The following is a 19,924-nucleotide window of genomic DNA, read 5'->3' on the forward strand; positions in this document are numbered from 1 at the left end:
ATTCATGAGTTAGCATCCTTGCTTCTTGAGTTAATCCATTTTTCAATAGATGTTTTCGACCAAACTACAGTGTTTGGGCCTAGGCTTAACGGGGTTGGAAAATCCTTTTGTTTTCTCCATCGCCAAATTGTGGATTGATTAACGCCCAACCACTTGGCGAGTTCTTTCGCTCTTACATACTTCATATTTGCGTAACCTCACTAACAAATTAAACGCTTGTATTAAGGATGTAATAACTCTAATATTTTTTATATTGACGATAGTCACTATTACTTAGGTAACATTATGATGTGCAGTGGAAATACTTATAGAGAAGGAGCGCTGGTTGCTGAGGTCACGAAAATTTTAGAAGGCTTAAACAGTAAAATCCGAACTGAGGGTGTTCGAATTAGCGCGAGAAAAAGGAAAGGGTTTGTTTATATCGTCGAAGAGTTTTCCGAGTTAAAGATACCCAGCCAGGTTATCGAATGGTTGAATTACTTTTGTGTTAATAGTGAGGAGCTTCCATCACTAGACGAAATCAAACAATTGACAACCGCTCTAGCTTTGCGCTCGATTAATAGTCCGCAGAAACTCGTTGATTATTGGTTAAAGGGTCAGACTTTAAGCACAAAAAGTAAACGGAAATGTCTTAAAGTTGGGTTAGGAGAATTAGTCAAAAATGAAGAGACGTTACCATTACATCTGAAGTACTGGATAAATGGGCTTATGGAAAACTTGGGGAGTGCAGGAAAAAGTGAATACGAAGAATCAATCAAGAGGTTTAAGCCTTTGTCTAACGGAGCCGGCGTAAACAGCTTCATTGAAAGAAGTGGTGGATTAAGTAGATCTCTAGAACGAACACTACATTTTAAGCGTTATCAAGGAAGTATTCCTGTAGAGGAACAAGATATTCTTTTTGTTCAGGATTTAGATGTTTGTTTGAATATCATCAATTCATTCATAAAACAGAAGCACTCAGAAAGAAAAACTAAAACCCCTTTGGACTTTTGTGTGCTTTGCTGGCGCAGAGTTAGACATAAACAGGAACGAGTTAACTCCTTGACTAAAGAGCGCCGAGATTCCAATTTTTACTGCTGGCTACATCACCCAAATAGGGAGAAGAACTTCTCAAAACAAACTCTTGATGCATTAATTGCTGCTGTAAAAGCTGAAAAGCATGAATATGCCGATGAGCTGGTACGTTTTGAAGCTGGTGAAATGAGCGATAGTTCCAGACACAATCATTTAACCAAGTGGCTCAAGTCTTTTTCGCCCAAATCCCAACTATTAACTTTACACTCAATACCCAAAGAGAATTGGTTAGAGTTATCTGAACGAATATATGTCGAGTGTTCTGATTTGTACCCAACTGTATATGAGAAGATCAAAGATATTCCTCCACTTAACTCATCTAATTTCCCCGAATGGTTTTTCAAAGTACTCGATAGACTAGATGAATCTAAAGATAAGAAAGAAAGAATTTACTGGCAAACTTATGGGGTGAAAGAGTGGACGACGTTCGATGGGCCATCAGTTGAAGGTTGGAAGGTGCTTTTGCAAATATTTCGTCGATATGAGGCCAACCATTATATTATGAATCGAGCGCGTCCCAGGGGACCCCAAAAAAGCGGTCCTCGGCCTACACCCCTTAAAAAACAAATTGAAAAAGAAATCAAATTACACCTGAACAAATATGGGAAGGTGAAAACAGGGGTGATAGTTTCTAAACTTGAAACAAGTCGTAAATCTGTAGCTGCTGTGAAGAAGGAGCTAGGTTTGAATGTAAAAAGAGCAGATCCTAGTTAAAGATAACCCCAGAAGGGTACAATAAGGAGTATAATTTAATTATAAAAAATTAAAATGCTGTTTTATATGGTTATTTAGTAGTTTGGGCGGCATGATGTAAGGGTTTTTCCCCTGCGTTTTAGCCCAGTTAGCTAAAAGCCAAAACACTGGAAAGCCCAAGCATTTGCTTGGGCTCTCTTTTATTTATACCCAAGCAATATTGATAAACTGGGATGGTTTGCGTTTTTTCTAACGTTTTCAGTATAAAAGCGGAATAGTCTCTAAACGTCTCTTTTGTGCGTATGGCCGACCGCCTCACTAATTTTACTAAACAAAAAATTACACGAAAACGGAAGATAATACGTATTTGGTAGCCCTTTTCTGCCGATGTCATAATTTGACGTGTTTTTGGCGGGGTTATTTTCTTTCTATTTTCGACAAACTGTTGATTGTCAGTACCTTGTCTTCAGGAGTCGATTAAAGATTAATTGCGCTTAGAAACTCAACACCAAATATGATACATTAAATCATCATTAATGATGATTTAAGAAGGTTTTATATGAGAACGACTATCAGTATAGAAGATGAGCTTTTTGAACAGGCTGCACAGTTTTGCCCGCCAAACAGTGATAAGGCAAGTGTGATTCGAGAAGCCATGCAAACTTTTGTGAGATTACAGGCTGCAAAACGCCTTGCGACATTGGGTGGAGAAAATCCAGAAATGGAAGATATACCGAGACGCTTAGGTTAAATCGTGGTTTTGGTAGATACTTCAGTTTGGGTAGCTCATTTCAAATATGCCAATGATGCTTTGATAGATTTATTAAAATCAGATGATGTTTGCTGTCACCCATTGATAATTGCAGAGCTGGCCTGCGGAACTCCCCCACAACCACGAGATAAGACATTGAGAGACTTATCTCTGTTAAGGACTGCAACTATTGCAACCATGCAAGAAATTTTGACCTTCATAGAACAGCGAACACTCTACGGTAAGGGATGCGGGTACGTCGATATTGCTATACTTGCATCAGCATTGTTGTCAAAGGAAACAAAACTGTGGACCCTAGATAAACGCCTTTCAAAACTTGCTGAAGAGTGCAATATCAACTATTGATAGCACCTACCTTGAATAATTGCTCTTTATCTGAACCAAGCTAACCAAACACTCCCTAGTATTCTCTCTCGGTATCCGATAATATAAGTAGATAAATGTTATGTTATAACAACAAGAGTAAGCGTGAGTAATAACGATAGTAAACAAGCTTTAATTGAAGCAAAATCTCTCAGTGTCCAGATAAAAAATACCACCATTTTAAAACAGCTTAACTTCAGTGTTGCCGCTGGTGAAATCTATGCCTTGTTGGGCGGTAATGGAGCGGGTAAATCGACGACCCTAAAAACCTTTTTGGGTTTTAACAAGCCAAGCAGCGGTAATGCAATTATCGACGGTCGGGAAGTGAGCACTGCACTTGATTATGTGCGCGGTAAAACAGCTTATTTACCTGAGTCGGCAACGCTTTATCCACACTTATCGGCGCGAGAAAACGTTGCGTATTTTTTGTCTTTAGCTGATATTAAGTTTACTCACGACGATATCGACCAGGCGTTTAACAAGGTGGCGTTGCAGAATGATGCTTGGGAGCGCCCCTTGCAAACTTATTCAAAGGGCATGCGTCAAAAAACAGCTATTGCTTTGGCCCTGTTACGTGAAGCGCCTATTTTCTTTTTGGATGAGCCGACTTCAGGCCTTGATCCCGTTGCGATTGATGAATTTAATCAATTAGTCAGTGAGCTAGCCTCAAACGGCGCAACCATACTTATGGTTACCCACGATGTCTATGGTGCTTGTCAGGTAGCGAATCGAATTGGTCTGTTGCGTAGCGGTGAACTTGTTGGGGAATACGAAGCGCCTGCTGGCGGACGCATTGATACTGAGCAAGTTCATACGGCGTTTGCTGCAAGAGAAATGGGGTAGGCATGGTGAGTCTTTCTGCGATTTCAGCGGTAGCAAAGGATGAATGGCGATATTGGCAACGTTCAAAATTGGCTGTTTCTGTACTCATCATTGGATTATTACTCACCGTCTCGTCAGTCATTGTGACGCTAGTGAATATGCATGCGCTCAGCCATGAACGGTCGTCTTTACAAAACACAGCAGAAGAGACCTTTGTTGATCAGCCGGATAGACACCCTCACCGCATGGTGCACTATGGTCACTACGCATTTAGAGTGCCTGCGCCACTGAGTATTTTAGATCCGGGGGTTGATGCATATACTGGCAACTCGGTCTTTCTTGAAGGGCATCGCCAGAACAGCGCGATGTTTGCAGAGCAAAAACAAGGCACGGGGCTAACAAGTTTAGGTAGTTTATCTCCTGCTTTTGTTGTGCAAGTTTTAGCGCCATTGTTGCTGATACTGATAGCGTACAGCTCGATGAGTAGAGAAAAAGAGTCACAAACATTGTCGTTTATTCTCTCGCAGGGTACGTCGATATACACCCTCTTATTGGGGAAAAGACTGGCTCTCCTTTCAGTTGTCGCGTTAATTCTACTACCGCTCGCACTAGCTGGCATTTTTGCCATGGTGCAGGGAGAAAGCGCGATCATTGTTGCTAGTTTTTTACTGGCGTATTTTATGTATTTGTCAGTTTGGGCCTTGATTGTGTTGTTTGTGTCAGCTGTGTTTTCTAAGAACAGCGAAAGCTTTACAGCCTTGGCGTTTATCTGGATTTTGTTATGCATTGCAATGCCTAGGATAGCCAGTAGCACGGCATCGACAGTATCACCCTCGCAAGGCAAGCTTGAAACTGATTTTGCTGTATTGGCAGAGCTGCGCAAATTGGGTGATGGACACAATGCAAACGATCCTGCTTTTGCTAAGTTAAAAGCCTCTTTGCTTGAAAAATACGAGGTAGATAGTGTAGAGGAACTTCCCGTTAACTTTAGAGGTATTGTTGCCAGCACCTCTGAAGCTGAATTAACAGAGGTGCTCAATCGATTTGCAGAGCAAAGCATGCAAGAAGAATTGTCACAAACCCATATCGCACGCAATTTTGGTTGGTTATCACCAATGGTGGCGATTCGCGCACTCTCGATGATAAATGCAGGCACCAGTATTGAAACGCATCACCGATTTATGAGAGAAGCAGAAACCCTACGGTTTAATTTTGTGCAATCGTTGAATCAAGTGCATGTCGAACAACTAAGCTACAAGGACGACATTAACCGTAACAAGGGCGAAGATGCGTGGGAAAAAGCCAAGGTCAGTGCAGAAAACTGGCAAGTCATTCGTGATTTTACTTTCGAAACAGATACGGCCTCTACGCGCTTGGAAAGAAGCACATCAGGCTTTTTGCAATTATTACTTTGGGCGGGGGTTTTAGTAGTAAGTATTCGCGTACTCGGGGAGCGTACATCATGACTTATGTGGCTGAACAACTTGCACGCGAATGGCGTTTTATGCTCTCTCAGCGTTATGTAATTGTGCTATTAGGATGCGCCCTACTTGTTTCGTCTTTTTCTGTGATTACCGGCATAACCGAAGTGAATCAACAACGTCAGACGATAGAGCGGTTAAAACAAGCGGATGCCATCGATCGCAAAGAAGCGCAAGATAAGCATGATGATGCTGGCTCACTGGCCTATTACACCTTTCATTTAACCTATTCTACCCCTTCCAATTTGGCTTTTGCTGCATTGGGTGAACGAGATGTTTACCCTTGGAAGCACCGTATCAGGATGTTGGCGCTTGAAGGGCAAATTTATGAAAGTGATGCACAAAATCCAGAGTTAGCACAAATTGGCAAAATAGATTTTGTCTTTGTTATTAGTGCGCTGTCTCCCTTAATCATTATCTTATTGTTTCACGATTTACTTGCCAGTGAGCGCAGCAGTGGACGCTATGACTTTGTCTTGAGTACGGCAAAATCACCGATGGCACTATGGGGTGCTCGTTCTGTCGTGCGATTTGTTTCTGTCTTTGTGAGTTTACTCTTGCCCTTTTTGCTAGGCGCAATTTACAGTGGCACTGCAATAGCTGACATAGTCATGGTAAGTCTTATGTGCCTGTTGTATTTACTATTTTGGCTGGCACTAAGTGTTTTCTTGGGTAGGCATTCCAGTAGTGCACCGAGGATCGCTTCTCGATTGATTGGCATTTGGGTGTTGTTGGCTTTTGTCTTACCTGTGTTGGGTGATTTAGTCATCAACAAAGGCGTGAAGTCACCAGAAGGCGGAGACATTTTGCTTGTGCAACGCGAAGCGGTGAATGATGCCTGGGATCTTCCTGTCGATACCACCATGCAAGCCTTTTTGGAAAAGCACCCTGAATATGCAGATTACAAAAACATTCAAACTAAGGGCTTTAAATGGTGGTGGTATTACGCCTTTCAACAAGTAGGCGATCAAACAGCCACCCCACTTTCTAAAGAGTACCGAGAAGCCGCGATGAAAAAACAAAGCTTTGCGACCTATGCGGCATTCGTTTCACCCCCCATGCTCTTGCAACGCGGTATGACTCGTTTGGCAAATACCGACGCTGCTGCAGCTTTCGCTTACGAAGCGCAAATACGTGAGTTTCATCAAGCGCTTAGACTATTTTATTACCCTAATCTGTTTTCTTCCAAGGATTTTGACAAGTCAAAGCTTGAGTCATTACCGCAATTTGAGTCAGTGATAAAGTGACATAAATATCGTACATCGTTCCGGTAAGTGGGTGAATGTTGTTTTACCAATAAAAGCGGTAATACTTGGACATCCCCCCTTTTGTCGCAAAACCGCTGCGATAAAAGAAGGGTATGTCCAAGTATAGTCTCCGTATTTTATATGTGAAATTAACATTCGCTTTACTTTAAGTTTTCAATTAATCTCGGTATTATCTTCGTTCAGATTTTCAGTAATGTTGGAGCGAAGTATTGCCCGAACTTATCTACAGTCCAAAGCGTAAACTGTTTGTCTTAGGAGGCCTCTCTCTTTGTGGTATCGCTTTGGTCTTGATATGGGCGATGTTGTTTCCCGTTGATGGGATGTCAAGTGGCGGCCTGCCACGGTTTTTGGGTCGTTTTCATCCTTTAGCTTTACATTTTCCTGTAGTTTGTTTGTTACTGGCAGCGATTAGTGAAATAGCTGGTTTGCATATAAAAACACGCTTTTTTGCAAAAGTACGCTTTCCCATGTTGCTTGTCGGTGCGTTCAGTGCGGTGATTACTGTTATGCTCGGGCTAATGTTAGCCAGTACGGAAGGTCATCAGGGCGAGTTGATTAGCCGCCATCGCGCAGGGGGCATAGTAGTCGCGGTATTGTCTTGCCTCACACTTCTGCTTTATTGCAGCGCTAAACACATGACTAAGTTTCGTTACTATAAACACGCATACCGTTTCACATTGACTTGCTCTGTAGTTGCGATGATGTTGACTGCGCATGATGGAGGCAGTCTAGTGCATGGAGAAGGGTATTTAGCTGAACACGCCCCCGAGTTTTTGAAAAAAGTTTTACAGTCGAATAAGGCCGACAAATACGAGACAGAATCACACCAAAATCCGCAAAATTCCGACAAAGTGAGCGCCATCTCTTCGGCTGTATTGGATCGCTACGAACAAGAGCTTAGTCCTTTTATAAAAGCATACTGTGCGCGATGTCACGGTGCCGGAAAACAAGAAGCCAATGTTCGCTTGGATACACTTGACCCTGCATTTATGCAGTTTTCTAGTCAGTATGAATGGCAAAAAGTACTGGATGTGCTCGGTGCCCACAGAATGCCACCAGACGACGCAAAACAACCTAGCGATGCTAAACGTGCGCAAGCTATCACATGGATCAGGGATGCGCTGCACGAGCATGCTTACGCTAAACGCGCCGAGCGAAAAGCATCTTCAATACGGCGATTAAGCCGTCGAGAACTAAACTACACCTATCAAGATTTGTTTGGCGTCGATGCTGACTTTGCGACGCATTTGCCTAGTGACGCTAAGTCTTTGCACGGATATGACACCGACGCAAATACCTTGCTTGTATCGATGTCTGATTTGAAGGCTTACCAGGAAATGGCGCGCCAGGCAGTTTCTCGATATGTCGAATTTGCCTCAAATGACAAACGCGATACAAAGCAGACTGATTACTATTTGGTGGAGATGGAAGACATATACCACTATTGCCGCTTAGAAGGAGACAAATTATCTTACGAGCGCGCACCAGCGCCCATGCCTTTTTATGCATTTGAGCAAGCTAAAATGGCAAGACAAAACAAGGTAGCGGAGTATCGATACCGTGACTATGGACCCTTACCATTTGGTCAAATACCTGTTGGTGATGTCAGAGGATTGGGTGAAGGGAGAGGGTTTGCACGAGCACATGAACAGTTTATGTTAATCAAAACTCGCCATCGTGTGGGAGAAGTTGTAGTCAATGTTCACTCTGCGACAACAGGTGACAGCAGTGGTAAGGGCAGCCGACCAAAATTACGCGTTGAAGCCGGTTGGCGTAAGGAGCAAAGTTTACGGGTCAAAGTCGTCGGGGAAGACGATATCACGGCGCCATTGTCTTCACCGCAACAAAGTGAGTTCAGATTTAGGCTGGAAGATGTTGTTGCACCCGCCAGCGCTACATTCTATGACGAAAACAGTGAGTACAATTGGTTGTTATTGGTGTTTTCCAACTATGCTAGGCATGAAAAAGGCGCGTTAGGCGGCTCCATTTACGGGCAGATTGATATGAATTTGGCGTCGGCACAACACGTTGTGCCAACATTTATCACCCAAGCTGCGAACGCAAAAGCGTCACAAGCCCAAGCTGAAAAAGCGTGGCGCGAGGCGCAACTGCCCGTTCTTAAATTGGATGCTGTCGAAATCAGTATTACACCTGTGCAAGAAGACCAGAGTTCTCCTTTTGTTATTCCCGCAATTGCGGGCATGAGTGAACAAGAAGAGCGTAAATTAGTTGAACAATCCTTGAAAAAGTTTTTAGAACGCGCATTCAGAAGATTGGTCAGCACTACAGAGTTGGCGGATTATTTTGGCTTGTACAAAGACCTGCGTCGACAAGGCGATAGTTTTAAAACGGCCTTAAGGGAAACACTTGCTGCCTCACTTATCTCACCCGAATTTTTGTACATCGGTTTTCCAACAAGCATACAAGGCAACGAGCAACCTGCTATGCAGAACGTCAGCTATCCCCTTGATCATGAAAATCATGCGAATAGCGCTTCAAGTGAAGAAAAGAACAATTACAGTCACCAAGTGCTTGCCTCAAAGCTTTCTTACTTTTTATGGTCCTCGATGCCTGATAAACGATTGCGACAGTTGGCGCACGAGGGCAGATTAAATGATCCCTATGTGCTGTCAACAGAAGTAGACAGAATGTTAGATGATCCGAAATCTCGACGCATGAGTGCTGATTTTGTCAAACAATGGTTACAGCTGGATAAGTTCGATAATATCACCGTTGCGGGAGACAAATTTCCAGAATACGGTGACGAATTGGGACAATCCATGATTCAGCAATCGATATTGCGATTTCAGGACAATTTTCATCAAAACCAAGATGCTCGAAAATTGTATTTTTCAGACCATATGATCCTCAATAAAGTGCTCGCCCGACACTATGGTATTGAAAATTTTGAAAGTGGTGAATTTGATAGAGTAACACTGCCAAACACAGATGATAGTGATTGGATACCACCTAATCTTGGCTTGATGACCCATGCCAGTGTGTTGACCATTAATTCTGATGGTGAAGATTCTCATCCCATTAAGCGAGGCGTTTGGCTATTGGAGCGTGTTTTTAATGAGCCACCCCCTCCACCACCACCCTCTGTACCGGATTTAGACCCGAATAACCCCTTGTTGGCGGGTTTGAGTTTAAAACAAAAAATTGAGCAACATCGAGCGCTTAGTGCTTGTTCTGGCTGTCATGAAAAAATCGATCCTTGGGGCGTCTTGCTAGAAAACTATGACGCACTGGGGCGTTGGCGTGACACCACTGAAACCGAACAAGCGCAATCCGTGCCTGTAGATGCAAGTTCAATATTACCAGACGGTACTGAAGTCAATAGCTTACTTGAATTTCGTGTGTACTTGCGTGACGAGCGAGAGGAAAAACTAATGAAAGCCATTGTTCATCATATGATGCTTTATGCCTTGGGGAGAGAGCTAGACATACTCGATGAAAAAGAAGCAGAAGCCATCTACTCGAGCTTTCGTGCATCGGGGTATCGTTTAAGCGCACTGACCAAAGCCATTGTACAAAGCGATGCTTTTACTAATCGAGAGCAAGGGTAAGTCACTAATGAATAGTACCTTAGCGGAGAGAGTGAGATGAAAAATATAGTTAATATCAATAGACGTACATTTTTAAAAGCCGCTGGCTCGTCTCTACTGTTACCTGCCTTGCCCTCTTTTTTTCCACGAACCGCCAGCGCAAATGTTGCAACGCAAAAAACAGCACCTAGACGCATGTGCACGGTGTTTTTTGGAATGGGGGTATCCTTGCCACCCGATGATCATATTGCCTATCGCGATTGGCACTGGTTTCCCCATGAGACGGGTGCCAATTATACCTTAACAAAATCCACACTTGCGCTCGAACCTCACCGTAAACGCTTAACAATCATGTCAGGCTTATCTCACCCGCGCACGCGGACGATGTACTCGCATTCTACTGGCGCATATTTTTTGAGTGGTGCCGACCCTAAAACACCTGCTGGCAATGCCATTACCGCCGATCAAGTCTATGCTGAACATGTCGGTCAACACACTCGTTATCCTTTTATTACGATGGATTCTGAGGGAGGGATAGGTGACTTTAGAGAACCGACCACGTTATCGTATAATCGCTCAGGCCAACCTATCCCCTCAATAGGTAAGCCTAGGGGCGTGTTTAACGAGTTATTTGGTGTCGGTAAAGGAGATAAAAACACACAGCTTAGGGATTTTGGTCGCAATAAATCAATATTAGATAAAATGACGCAAGACCTAAAAGTATTGGAAAATAAACTAGCAGGTGATGATAAAAACCGCCTGGAGCAATACTTGAGCTCAGTACGAGAATTGGAGCATCGCATTGAGCGAGCAGAAGCTTGGTTAGATGTAGAAAAGCCTCGAATCGACGAGAGTGCATTTAATCTCGATACTGATCCCATCAAAGATGGTCCGACAGAATTTATCGATGCTATGTACCAGCTTATGTATACAGCGTTTTTAACGGACAGTACACGGGTCATCTCCTATCAAAAAGTAAGGGAAAGCCCAGGTGGATATTCAGTAAAATTCTCAAAAGCAATAGGCTTACCGGGTCATCATGCTTTGTCTCATGGGTTTAATGAAGAAGGAGGATATGAGCGATGGGGACAATATGATGCCTATTTAAGTGAGCGTTTTGCTAAGTTTTTAAACATGATGAAAAGCACCGATGATCCCTTTGCCGAAGGTTCATTGTTGGATAATACCCTTGTCCTCTATGGCTCTGGCACCAGTACCGTGCACAATACACGTAATTTCCCTCTGGTACTCGCGGGGGGAGAAAATTTCGGATTTAAACACGGAGAGCACCGAAAGTATGATGAGTCTATTCCGATGTCTAACTTACTGAATACCATGCTTCAACAGCTTGGTGCGCCTATCTCAAATTTTGCGGATAGTACAGGCACGATAAAAAATATTTTAGTGTAAGTTATTGAACAAAGACAAGGTTAGCTAAGAGTATTAACCACAATGTAACAACGTGAGAATCATAGCCTACATCACAGACACGATTTTGATTCAAAAAATACAGGCGCACTTGGACAAAACCAATCCTGTATCAGAGTAAATCAGCGCATTTCTCCAAGGTGGGGCTTAAGTTCGGACAGTGGCTCGATGTGGGCTATTGGCAACTGTGTTTAAACGATGAATAACGTCAGGTGAAAGGACGCATTAGTATGGATAAAAGCGACTCAAGGAATACACCACTGATAATTGGTGGTTGGCTAAGTAGTGTGGCAGCGCTACTGCATATCGCCTGTATTTTTGGTGGCCCAGAATGGTATTTGTTTTTCGGTGCCGGTGAAAAAATGGCGCAAATGGCTGCTGCAGGTGACCCTTATCCGACGATTGCAACACTTATTATTGCGTCGATTCTGTTCGGTTGGGCCCTGTACGCGTGGTCGGGTGCAGGCGTTATTATCAAGCTACCGCTGTTGCGCACGTGCCTAATACTAATCACCGCGGTCTATTTAATCCGAGGAATAGCAGGTTTGACAGTTCCTTTCTTTACCGATCATCCCGCTATTCATCACAATTCCATGACTTTTTGGATAGTGAGTTCTGCCATTTGTTGTGTTTATGGATATTTCTATTTACAAGGCATATTACAGCATTGGCATCATGGTCGTTAAGTTACCTGTTTCCGTCAAAGTCGGTATCGCAGCCACACTGGTAGGTCTGTACGTTTTCACCCTGAGTTGGCAACTGTACGACTATTGGCAAGGCCCATTGCCCGGTTATCAGTTTTTTTTGGCGCCGGGGAATCTGTCGTTGGCTGTATTTTGGCACCCGATATTTACAGAAGAAGTCAATTTGTATCCTAAATTAGGCATGATTTTAATTGGCCAATTTGTGATTGTAACCGCGTTCGTTGAGTTGTTTATGCGACTAAAACGACGCGTTCTTAATCTTCCCCGCTAGAAACTCAAACCTATCCCCGAAGGCCGATGTACGCATGGGTAGTGTATAGTGTTAACTTGTCTTATATTCCAAAAGGTTCTGTTTTCTCTGAGGTTTAAACATCAGTTAGGTCAATAATGATAACGGCATTGGGCAATGACGATGGCAGTATCAGTGACTTTATAAACGATTCTATGTTCTCTATCGATTCGACGAGACCAATATCCCGACCAGTGATGCTTCAACGGTTCCGGATCACCAATACCTTCAAAGGGTAATCGAGATATTTCTTTAATTAGCATGTTGATTCGTTTTAGCTGCCTTCTGTCCACTTTTTGCCAATATAGATAGTCTTCCCAAGCCGTTTCTGCCCATGAAATGATCATTCTTCAATTAGGCTCTTCTCAATGACTTGCCCTGCCTCTAACTCTTTGATTGCTTGATTTAACCTCTCAGCATTTTTAGGGCTGGCCATCAAGTAAGCAGTTTCCTCATACGCATGAAAATCTTCTAAGCTCATTACCACAGCGGGGCGGCCATTTTGACGAGTGATGATAGTCGGCTTATGATCATCGTTCACTTTATCTAACGTAGCCGCCAAGTTTGTTCTAAACGCAGAATAACTCATGGTTTCCATAACATCCTCCTATTTAAGTACTCACTATAATACTTGTACAAATATACGTACGCAACTTGAATTTTATACGGCAGATACCGTAAGCTTAAGTATCTAGGACATAATAAATAAACGACAGGATCAAGAAATGAAGAACTATTTAAAGCATCAGCAAAGCTGGCAAAGGCCTTTAAAAGGCAAGGCTAGTTTGGTAAACAAGCTAGTCAGTGTGTTACTGATAGCGACTTCCACTGCGTCGGTTTTACAGGCGCGAGAACCAGACTCACAAGCTCACTCAGCACTTGAGTATCGAGACTTGTTTAATATTGAATATGCGGCTAACCCCACGATGATGCCCGATGGAAAACACGTTCTCTATGAGCGCCGCTCGATGGACATCATGACAGATTCGCAGCGGATCAATTTGTGGAAAGTAGACTTGGAGGGTAAAAACCACCTTCCCGTTCTTTCGGACACAAAAAACCATTACAGCCCCGTCTTTTCCGACGATGGAAGAAAGCTTGCTTACTTGTCGAGTAAAGAAGGAAAAGTGCAAATATACGTGAGAGATATGGCAACGGGCAATACTGCGCGTGTCACGGATGTCAGTATGAGTCCATCTGGTTTGCGCTTTTCGCCAGATGGACAACATTTAGCCTTTGTGATGTTTACGCCTGACAAAGTTAAGCCTTTATTCAGTCTAGACTTTAAACCAAAAGAAGCAAAATGGGCTGAAGAAGCACACTACATAGATCAAACTCTATTTCAGCGTGACGGCAGTGGTATGAAACGCCCTGGCAACATGCATGTATATATTGTGCCTGCAATTGGTGGCACACCACGTCAGCTTACGTTTGGAAAATACGACTTTGCCAGTGCCGTGACTTGGAGTAAAGACGGTTCTCAACTGCTCGTCTCTGCTAACTTACGTAAGGACAGCGATTTTGATGTGTTCAACACAGATTTACACCTCGTTGATGTAAACAGCACTGAAATTACGCCCCTGACGCAATTTAGTGGCCCAGAAAATTCACCTATTTTTAGTCCTGATGGCAGCAAAATCGCGTTTACAGGCTTTGACGATAATGGTAAGTCAAATCAGATCACGCAACTTTATGTTATGAATAAGGATGGCAGTGATCTTGTGTCTCTTACTTCGGATTTGGATCGCTCGGTTGCAAACATCAATTGGTCAGAAAATGGTAAGGGACTCTATTTTAGTTACGACAACAAGGGAAAGAAGCACGTTGCTTACGTCACGCTTGGCGGCAAATTATCAATACTCAGTGATGCACTAGGTGGACAAAGTATCGGTCGCCCGTATACCTCTGGTGACTATACCTTTACGAAAAAAGGCGAAGTGGTGATTACCCGGTCAACGGGCGACCGTCCTGCTGATTTGGCACGGGTAACTAAACGCGGAAAAACCATTCCCTTAACCGATTTAAATAGTGACGTCTTTGACCATAAAACCCTCTATAAACCCGAGCTAATGACGCTGAAAAGTAGTGTTGATGAGCGTGAGCTGATGGCTTGGATTGTGAAACCACCTCAGTTCGATCCTGCTAAAAAGTACCCCATGATTTTGGAAATTCATGGTGGGCCGCATACCGCATACGGACCCGAGTTCTCAGCAGAAGTACAAATGTTTGCCGCAGCAGGGTATGTTGTTTTGTATGGCAATCCGCGTGGCTCCACTTCGCAGGGAGAAGAGTTTGCCAACCTCATTGACAAAAACTACCCCTCACAAGACTACAACGATTTAATGGATATGGTAGACGGTGCAATTGCTAAGGGGTATGTCGATGAAAATCAGTTGTTTGTTACGGGTGGCTCTGGCGGTGGCGTATTGACAGCATGGATCATCGCAAAAACCGATCGTTTTAAAGCGGCGGTTGTCGCCAAACCCGTGATTAATTGGATTAGCATGATAGGTACATCGGATATCTACACATTTATGACGCGGTATTGGTTTACCGACTTACCTTGGAATGATATCGATCAGTACTGGCGTCGTTCACCATTGAGTTTGGTTGGTCAGGTAAAGACGCCAACCATGGTATTAACCGGCGAGCTTGATGTTAGAACACCTATGTCAGAAAGTGAACAATACTACGGTGCCTTGCGGTTAGAAGGCGTTGATAGTGCATTGGTAAGAATTCAAGGTGCTTATCATGGTATTGCCGCAAAACCATCTAATTTGGCACGAAAAATTGGGAATATTCTTGCTTGGTTTGACAAGTACAAAGAGACTAAAGAGCAAGAGGGCGAATAGTCTCGTCCTTTATGTTTTTTTGATGATTAAGCTAAATTGATAAGCTTGCCGTAACAATAGGCGTAATTAAAATAGAACTGGGTTTGACAGTGAATGCATAAATTTATGGGTTTTTATCGTGCCTATCTCTTCGTGGCGGCATTGTGGTGTAGCTTAGGATACAGTGTTGTTGGTAAAGTTGCGGCAAGCCAAGACGCTAAAGAACCGGGGACTCGCGCCACACCTGAACGCTCCATCACCGGGTTTGAAGGCATAGACCAAGCACAGCCTTTATGGGAATTAGGCTTGGGTGGTGGTGTGGGGGAAGTGCCAAACTATCCGGCGTCATCTGAGCGAAATTTTATCGCCCTTGCTGCTCCCTATTTTGTCTATCGCGGAGAAATATTCAGAGTCGGAGATGGCAATGGCGTAAGAGCTGTCGTCGCTGAAGATGACAAATGGGAGCTGGATTTTTCCTTCGGTGGCGCTTTTTCTGCGGATAGTGAAGACAACACGGCAAGGGAAGGCATGCCAGAACTTGATTTCTTATTTGAGGTGGGACCGCAACTTGTTTATCAGGTTAACAAGTACAGATTTGAAGGTGGAGGACAAGGGCGTTTAAATCTTAGGTTGCAGGCACGCTCTGTATTTAGTACCGATTTGTCGTCGATACAGCATCAAGGCTACGTATTTGAACCCGAGTTACAGTGGCAGCAAAGAGGCTATTGGCGCGAACATACTGCGTTGAGTGTGCGCTTATCGAGCACTTTTGCGACAGAAAAGCTGCATGACTATTTTTACCAAGTCGATCAAGCCTTTGCTACGGACATGCGTCCCGAATTTAATGCCACGGCTGGCTACCTAGGTACAGAGCTGGGTGTATCACTTTCCTTTGCGATAAGTAAAAACGCGCGCGGTTTTATTGGTGGCTCTCTGCGCTTGCACCATGGTGCCGCCAACGAAGATAGTCCATTGTTCGAAGAGACGAACACCCTACAACTTGCCGCTGGCTTCGTTTGGCGTCTATATACGAGTAAAACGAAAGCGAGTTATTAGCAATATTTGGGCTAGATGCATGTAAAGGGAATAAAGCTAAGATTTTTACGCTGAAGGTATTGCGAGAAGTATCAACAAACCGCAGTTGTTGCCGTTACAAATAAACAAAGAGCAAACTCGGTCGATCATATGCAAAACTTAACTCAGCTACACATTGATATGGCGAGAAATGCCACTGACGATTTTAATCTATTTCACGACCGGCATCGTTGGAATTGGGTAAAAAACAATCCTTTTCATGGCCCAATAGCACTTGGCTTTCAGCTTGGTATGTACATCGAAAGCGAGCTTAAGCGATCAAATGAAAAGCCAGCGCAGAGTTTTCGTTTTAGCACTTATGAGTTCAACTTTGCCAATCCTGCAAGAGTTGATGATAAACTTAGTCTAGATATCAAACCGCCACGTATTTCAGAGAAGCCAGAGGGGGAGTTAGTTTCGCAGCGGATCTGTTTAAAAGTAAATGGCAAGCCGGGCTTGATTGGTTTTTATCGACTGAGTAACTTTGCCACTATTGTTCCTGAGATAAGTGAACAAACTCCCAGTCAATTAATGCAATATACTGACAAAAGCTTTATTGAAGGCGATTTGTTTTTAAAGCGTAAATGGATGATTGTAGGCAACGCCAAGAATTTTTTGTTGAGTGCCTTTGCCGATCAAACATTGTTTATTGACGAATTTGCTGACAAAGTCAGTTTTCCGAACATGTATCCGATGTCTTTGATCTCCTCGGCTCTGCTCGAACGCGCTCAAGCAAAACACTACGACTTAATTGGTAACCCTTTGATTTATGTTTCTCAACATTTGTGCATTGACAATCAACAAGTACAAAATTTAAGAAGCAATGATTGTTTGCAAATGTTGGTAAAGGAAATAAGCGATGAGGGGAGTAACATTGTGCACTTGCACTGTTGTGCTTGGGTAAAGCAAGCAAGCCCGCTATTTTTTGCGTCGCTTAAACTCAGTCCACTACAGTCAATATTGGCAAAATCTGCTTAAACAAAGTGGCTATGGTAGATATAAGTAGAGATTGGGAGAGCAAGAACGCTGCAAGTATATCCATATACGCTTTGGTTTTTCATCCATGAAAAACAAATTTTGCTCCCCCAATCTTTACTTATATCTACCATAGCCACTTTGTTCGACACTCAAAAAAGCGTTATATCCGACCCAAATTCATTTGTTTGATGCAGTAATCAACGGCTCTGACGGTGAGCGCCATAAAGGTCAAAGACGGGTTTTGTGTGCCTGTAGAGCAATAGCTCGCACCATCAGTCACAAACAAGTTCGATACATCGTGACATTGATTGTAGCGATTAAGTACGGATTCTTTGGGATCGTCACCCATCCGTGCTGTGCCGACTTCATGTATTGCGAGCCCCGGTGGTTTTTCATCGTAATTGACGTATTTGGTAATATCTTTAATACCCGCGGTTTCCATCATTTCTACAATCGTTTCGACTGCATCATGCATCATGTCAGTTTCGTTTTTCGACCATTTACAATCAATATGTAGTGTGGGCATACCCCATTTGTCTGCCTTGTTTTCATTTAGTCGAACATGGTTTTCAAAGCGCGGAAGCATTTCTCCTTGAGCGTACATACCAAAAAACCATTTACCGGGTTTGGTTAGTTTTTCTTTAAAGTCTGCACCGATACCTGCTTCAAAGCGCATATTCTGCCAGTTTTCTCTACCCACATATGTGCCCAGCGCATAACCTCTCAAGTAGTGTTTTTTGTACAACGAGGGTTTGTACTGAAAGTTTGGCATATACATACCGGTGGGTCGCCTACCCGAGTAATACTCATCGTCAAAGCCTTCAATATAACCTCTTGCTCCCGCTCCATAGTTGTGATCCATGAGATAGTGCCCTAGCACACCAGAGCTATTGGCTATGCCATTGGGAAAGTGTGACGATGTTGAATTTAACATGATTTGTGTCGTGCCGAGCGTAGAGGCACACATAAACACTACTTTGCCAAAATATTCCCTTGTTTCCAGTGTATTGTTGTCTATTACCCTGACGCCCCTCGCTTTTTTGGAAGTGGGATCATAGATGATGCTATGCACAACACTATTTGGCGCAATTGACAGACGTCCGGTTTTTGCCGCTGCCGGCAGTGTTGAGCTTAAGGTCGAAAAGTAGGCACCAAAAGAGCAGCCTTTTTGACATTCGTTTCGAGCTTGACAAGTTACTCGACCTTGTTGCAAGTGCAACTCCGTTGGCTTGGTTAAATGTGCGGTTCTTCCCATCACCAAAAATCTATCGTTGTAAGCGCTTTCAATTTTGCGTTTAATCAATTCCTCTGGTGAGGTCATCTCAAATGGAGGTAGGTACTCACTATCTGGAAGCTGCTCGATATTATCTTTGTTTCCGCTAATACCAACATACTTTTCTACATAGCTATACCACTGTTCGAGATCTTTGTAGCGAATTGGCCAGTCGATACCTATGCCGTCGTTTTTATTGGCTTCAAAATCGAAATCACTGAGCCTGTATGATTGTCTGTGCCACAAAATTGACTTGCCGCCCAATTGATTGCCTCGTATCCACAAAAAGGGGGATGATTCTGGTGTGGAGTAAGGCAAATCACGGTCATTGCCAAAAAAGTGCTTGGTCGCATCGTTAAAAGCGTAGCATTTTTCCTGTACTTGGTATTGTTGTTCGACCAGAAAGTTATTTACTTTGGTTCTGTGTTCAAATTGCCAAGGGCCTTTGTACTCACCTATATAGTCTTTGCGGTGTGTAACCACTGGGCCTCGTTCGATAATAAGGGTGCGTAAACCGCGTTCAGTGAACTCCTTGGCAGCCCAACCACCGGTTATGCCAGAGCCAACGACTATAGCATCAAAATTTGTACTGCTTTTATCAATATAAATATCTTTATTCATCGCTGTATTCACTGCTAGTAGAAGTCTAAAGAGCCCCAAGATTTCGTATCTTGAGTGTTGGCAATGGAACCTTTGAATCCGCCGGGCACACCTTGGTAGTTTAGTGCTTTTGTGGCACCGACTTGAGACGTAAAATAAGCAAATACAATCAAGGCTTTTAAAAAGCTAAATTGCTTGTGATCACTTGCTACAAAATCATGCTCTGCTTCAATTTTTAAGAGCGTATCTTCTTTTTCTTGAGGCTTGAGTTCGGAAAAGGTTTGTTCGTACATGTGTTGACTGTACCAGTCAATCTTATTGATGATTTCCATGCAGTCAGTTTGTTGCTTGTTGGTGTGACAGTGGGTTAATTGATGCTCAATAAAACCATGACAATTTAACTCAGACGCACTCGGTGTGTCTGTTTTTGGTAAGACGGTATCGCAGATGTCTTTTAGTATCGTGACTTCGTAATCGGATAGCAAGGAGCCGTCTGTTGGCGGTGTCGGCCGCTGATGAACATATTTCAGACCCGTTGATATAGCACAGCCAGAGAGCACGGCAGTAGCTGCTGAAGTGCCTGCAATTTGGGTGAGTAATTTTAGAAAGTCGCGCCGTTCGATATGGCCGATATATGAGTCATCGTCAGAATATTTGTCTTGCATGCTTGTTTGCTCGTTTTACTGATAATCATGATCTAATGTCGAACTAGAGTATCTCACAAAG

General features: G+C 43.3%; 18 protein-coding genes. 13 read left to right on the forward strand and 5 right to left on the reverse strand.

The features are described from left to right. Positions 1-2: 2 nt before the first annotated feature. On the reverse strand, positions 3-185 hold the full coding sequence (locus tag ACFOHL_RS13765) for a helix-turn-helix transcriptional regulator (RefSeq protein ID WP_376920808.1): 183 nt from the start codon (positions 183-185) through the stop codon (positions 3-5). A gap of 100 nt (positions 186-285) precedes the next feature. Between ACFOHL_RS13765 and ACFOHL_RS13770 the strand changes: the two genes are divergently transcribed. The 10 genes from ACFOHL_RS13770 to ACFOHL_RS13815 all read left to right on the forward strand — a co-directional run bounded on the left by ACFOHL_RS13770 (position 286) and on the right by ACFOHL_RS13815 (position 12,424). Further along, the gene (locus tag ACFOHL_RS13770) at positions 286-1,788 is read left to right on the forward strand and encodes a hypothetical protein (protein WP_376920809.1); all 1,503 of its coding nucleotides are present in this window, start codon (positions 286-288) and stop codon (positions 1,786-1,788) included. 538 nt (positions 1,789-2,326) lie between these two features. Beyond that, the gene (locus ACFOHL_RS13775) at positions 2,327-2,518 is read left to right on the forward strand and encodes a type II toxin-antitoxin system VapB family antitoxin (protein WP_376920810.1); all 192 of its coding nucleotides are present in this window, start codon (positions 2,327-2,329) and stop codon (positions 2,516-2,518) included. Positions 2,519-2,521: 3 nt separating this feature from the next. Then, positions 2,522-2,884 carry a type II toxin-antitoxin system VapC family toxin gene (locus ACFOHL_RS13780; protein WP_376920811.1) on the forward strand — a complete coding sequence of 121 codons (363 nt, stop codon included), beginning with the start codon at positions 2,522-2,524 and terminating at the stop codon, positions 2,882-2,884. Between the two features lie 123 nt (positions 2,885-3,007). Continuing rightward, complete coding sequence (locus tag ACFOHL_RS13785) at positions 3,008-3,745, forward strand: ABC transporter ATP-binding protein (RefSeq protein ID WP_376920812.1); 738 nt, start codon at positions 3,008-3,010, stop codon at positions 3,743-3,745. A gap of 2 nt (positions 3,746-3,747) precedes the next feature. Further along, positions 3,748-5,190 carry a DUF3526 domain-containing protein gene (locus ACFOHL_RS13790; RefSeq protein ID WP_376920813.1) on the forward strand — a complete coding sequence of 481 codons (1,443 nt, stop codon included), beginning with the start codon at positions 3,748-3,750 and terminating at the stop codon, positions 5,188-5,190. Then, the gene (locus ACFOHL_RS13795) at positions 5,187-6,452 is read left to right on the forward strand and encodes a DUF3526 domain-containing protein (RefSeq protein ID WP_376920814.1); all 1,266 of its coding nucleotides are present in this window, start codon (positions 5,187-5,189) and stop codon (positions 6,450-6,452) included. Before ACFOHL_RS13790 ends, ACFOHL_RS13795 begins: the two co-directional genes overlap by 4 nt. A 230-nt stretch (positions 6,453-6,682) precedes the next feature. Further along, entirely contained in the window at positions 6,683-10,042 is a 3,360-nt protein-coding gene (locus ACFOHL_RS13800) for a DUF1592 domain-containing protein (RefSeq protein ID WP_376920815.1), read from the forward strand. A 36-nt stretch (positions 10,043-10,078) separates the two neighbouring features. Then, a complete protein-coding gene (locus ACFOHL_RS13805) occupies positions 10,079-11,431 on the forward strand; it encodes a DUF1552 domain-containing protein (RefSeq protein WP_376920816.1) in 1,353 nt (450 codons plus the stop codon). Between the two features lie 248 nt (positions 11,432-11,679). Next, a complete protein-coding gene (locus ACFOHL_RS13810) occupies positions 11,680-12,135 on the forward strand; it encodes a hypothetical protein (RefSeq protein ID WP_376920817.1) in 456 nt (151 codons plus the stop codon). Beyond that, positions 12,125-12,424, forward strand: coding sequence for a hypothetical protein (locus tag ACFOHL_RS13815; protein ID WP_376920818.1), 300 nt, complete (start codon positions 12,125-12,127; stop codon positions 12,422-12,424). The genes ACFOHL_RS13810 and ACFOHL_RS13815 overlap by 11 nt, the downstream gene beginning before the upstream one ends. A 110-nt stretch (positions 12,425-12,534) precedes the next feature. Here ACFOHL_RS13815 and ACFOHL_RS13820 read toward each other — a convergent pair whose 3' ends face one another. Together ACFOHL_RS13820 and ACFOHL_RS13825 are read right to left on the reverse strand one after the other, a co-directional pair. After that, positions 12,535-12,789, reverse strand: a complete 255-nt coding sequence (locus tag ACFOHL_RS13820) for a Txe/YoeB family addiction module toxin (protein WP_376920819.1) — start codon at positions 12,787-12,789, stop codon at positions 12,535-12,537. Then, positions 12,786-13,040, reverse strand: a complete 255-nt coding sequence (locus ACFOHL_RS13825) for a type II toxin-antitoxin system Phd/YefM family antitoxin (protein WP_376920820.1) — start codon at positions 13,038-13,040, stop codon at positions 12,786-12,788. Before ACFOHL_RS13825 ends, ACFOHL_RS13820 begins: the two co-directional genes overlap by 4 nt. Before the next feature lie 127 nt (positions 13,041-13,167). On the opposite strand from ACFOHL_RS13825, the gene ACFOHL_RS13830 reads away from it, so the two are divergent. The 3 genes from ACFOHL_RS13830 to ACFOHL_RS13840 all read left to right on the forward strand — a co-directional run bounded on the left by ACFOHL_RS13830 (position 13,168) and on the right by ACFOHL_RS13840 (position 17,325). Continuing rightward, entirely contained in the window at positions 13,168-15,294 is a 2,127-nt protein-coding gene (locus ACFOHL_RS13830; RefSeq protein ID WP_376920821.1) for a S9 family peptidase, read from the forward strand. Between the two features lie 93 nt (positions 15,295-15,387). Continuing rightward, positions 15,388-16,329 carry a MipA/OmpV family protein gene (locus tag ACFOHL_RS13835; RefSeq protein ID WP_376920822.1) on the forward strand — a complete coding sequence of 314 codons (942 nt, stop codon included), beginning with the start codon at positions 15,388-15,390 and terminating at the stop codon, positions 16,327-16,329. 129 nt (positions 16,330-16,458) lie between these two features. Continuing rightward, positions 16,459-17,325 (forward strand): hypothetical protein, encoded by an 867-nt coding sequence (locus tag ACFOHL_RS13840; RefSeq protein WP_376920823.1) that lies wholly within the window; start codon positions 16,459-16,461, stop codon positions 17,323-17,325. 160 nt (positions 17,326-17,485) lie between these two features. Here ACFOHL_RS13840 and ACFOHL_RS13845 read toward each other — a convergent pair whose 3' ends face one another. Together ACFOHL_RS13845 and ACFOHL_RS13850 are read right to left on the reverse strand one after the other, a co-directional pair. Then, positions 17,486-19,219: a GMC oxidoreductase gene (locus tag ACFOHL_RS13845; RefSeq protein WP_376920824.1), complete on the reverse strand. Its 1,734-nt coding sequence runs from the start codon at positions 19,217-19,219 to the stop codon at positions 17,486-17,488. A 14-nt stretch (positions 19,220-19,233) separates the two neighbouring features. Beyond that, positions 19,234-19,863, reverse strand: coding sequence for a gluconate 2-dehydrogenase subunit 3 family protein (locus tag ACFOHL_RS13850; RefSeq protein WP_376920825.1), 630 nt, complete (start codon positions 19,861-19,863; stop codon positions 19,234-19,236). Positions 19,864-19,924 lie beyond the last annotated feature (61 nt).

Origin of the sequence: Agaribacter flavus (assembly GCF_042646125.1) — a bacterium.
Lineage (GTDB): Bacteria > Pseudomonadota > Gammaproteobacteria > Enterobacterales > Alteromonadaceae > Glaciecola > Glaciecola flavus.

Excerpts from the sequence above, each read along its gene's own strand:
- ACFOHL_RS13765 (WP_376920808.1), bottom strand. The coding sequence starts at position 185 with ATGAAGTATGTAAGAGCGAAAGAACTCGCCAAGTGGTTGGGCGTTAAT.
- ACFOHL_RS13770 (WP_376920809.1), top strand. The coding sequence starts at position 286 with ATGATGTGCAGTGGAAATACTTATAGAGAAGGAGCGCTGGTTGCTGAG.
- ACFOHL_RS13775 (WP_376920810.1), top strand. The coding sequence starts at position 2,327 with ATGAGAACGACTATCAGTATAGAAGATGAGCTTTTTGAACAGGCTGCA.
- ACFOHL_RS13790 (WP_376920813.1), top strand. The coding sequence starts at position 3,748 with ATGGTGAGTCTTTCTGCGATTTCAGCGGTAGCAAAGGATGAATGGCGA.
- ACFOHL_RS13795 (WP_376920814.1), top strand. The coding sequence starts at position 5,187 with ATGACTTATGTGGCTGAACAACTTGCACGCGAATGGCGTTTTATGCTC.
- ACFOHL_RS13805 (WP_376920816.1), top strand. The coding sequence starts at position 10,079 with ATGAAAAATATAGTTAATATCAATAGACGTACATTTTTAAAAGCCGCT.
- ACFOHL_RS13810 (WP_376920817.1), top strand. The coding sequence starts at position 11,680 with ATGGATAAAAGCGACTCAAGGAATACACCACTGATAATTGGTGGTTGG.
- ACFOHL_RS13815 (WP_376920818.1), top strand. The coding sequence starts at position 12,125 with ATGGTCGTTAAGTTACCTGTTTCCGTCAAAGTCGGTATCGCAGCCACA.
- ACFOHL_RS13820 (WP_376920819.1), bottom strand. The coding sequence starts at position 12,789 with ATGATCATTTCATGGGCAGAAACGGCTTGGGAAGACTATCTATATTGG.
- ACFOHL_RS13825 (WP_376920820.1), bottom strand. The coding sequence starts at position 13,040 with ATGGAAACCATGAGTTATTCTGCGTTTAGAACAAACTTGGCGGCTACG.
- ACFOHL_RS13830 (WP_376920821.1), top strand. The coding sequence starts at position 13,168 with ATGAAGAACTATTTAAAGCATCAGCAAAGCTGGCAAAGGCCTTTAAAA.
- ACFOHL_RS13835 (WP_376920822.1), top strand. The coding sequence starts at position 15,388 with ATGCATAAATTTATGGGTTTTTATCGTGCCTATCTCTTCGTGGCGGCA.
- ACFOHL_RS13840 (WP_376920823.1), top strand. The coding sequence starts at position 16,459 with ATGCAAAACTTAACTCAGCTACACATTGATATGGCGAGAAATGCCACT.
- ACFOHL_RS13845 (WP_376920824.1), bottom strand. The coding sequence starts at position 19,219 with ATGAATAAAGATATTTATATTGATAAAAGCAGTACAAATTTTGATGCT.
- ACFOHL_RS13850 (WP_376920825.1), bottom strand. The coding sequence starts at position 19,863 with ATGCAAGACAAATATTCTGACGATGACTCATATATCGGCCATATCGAA.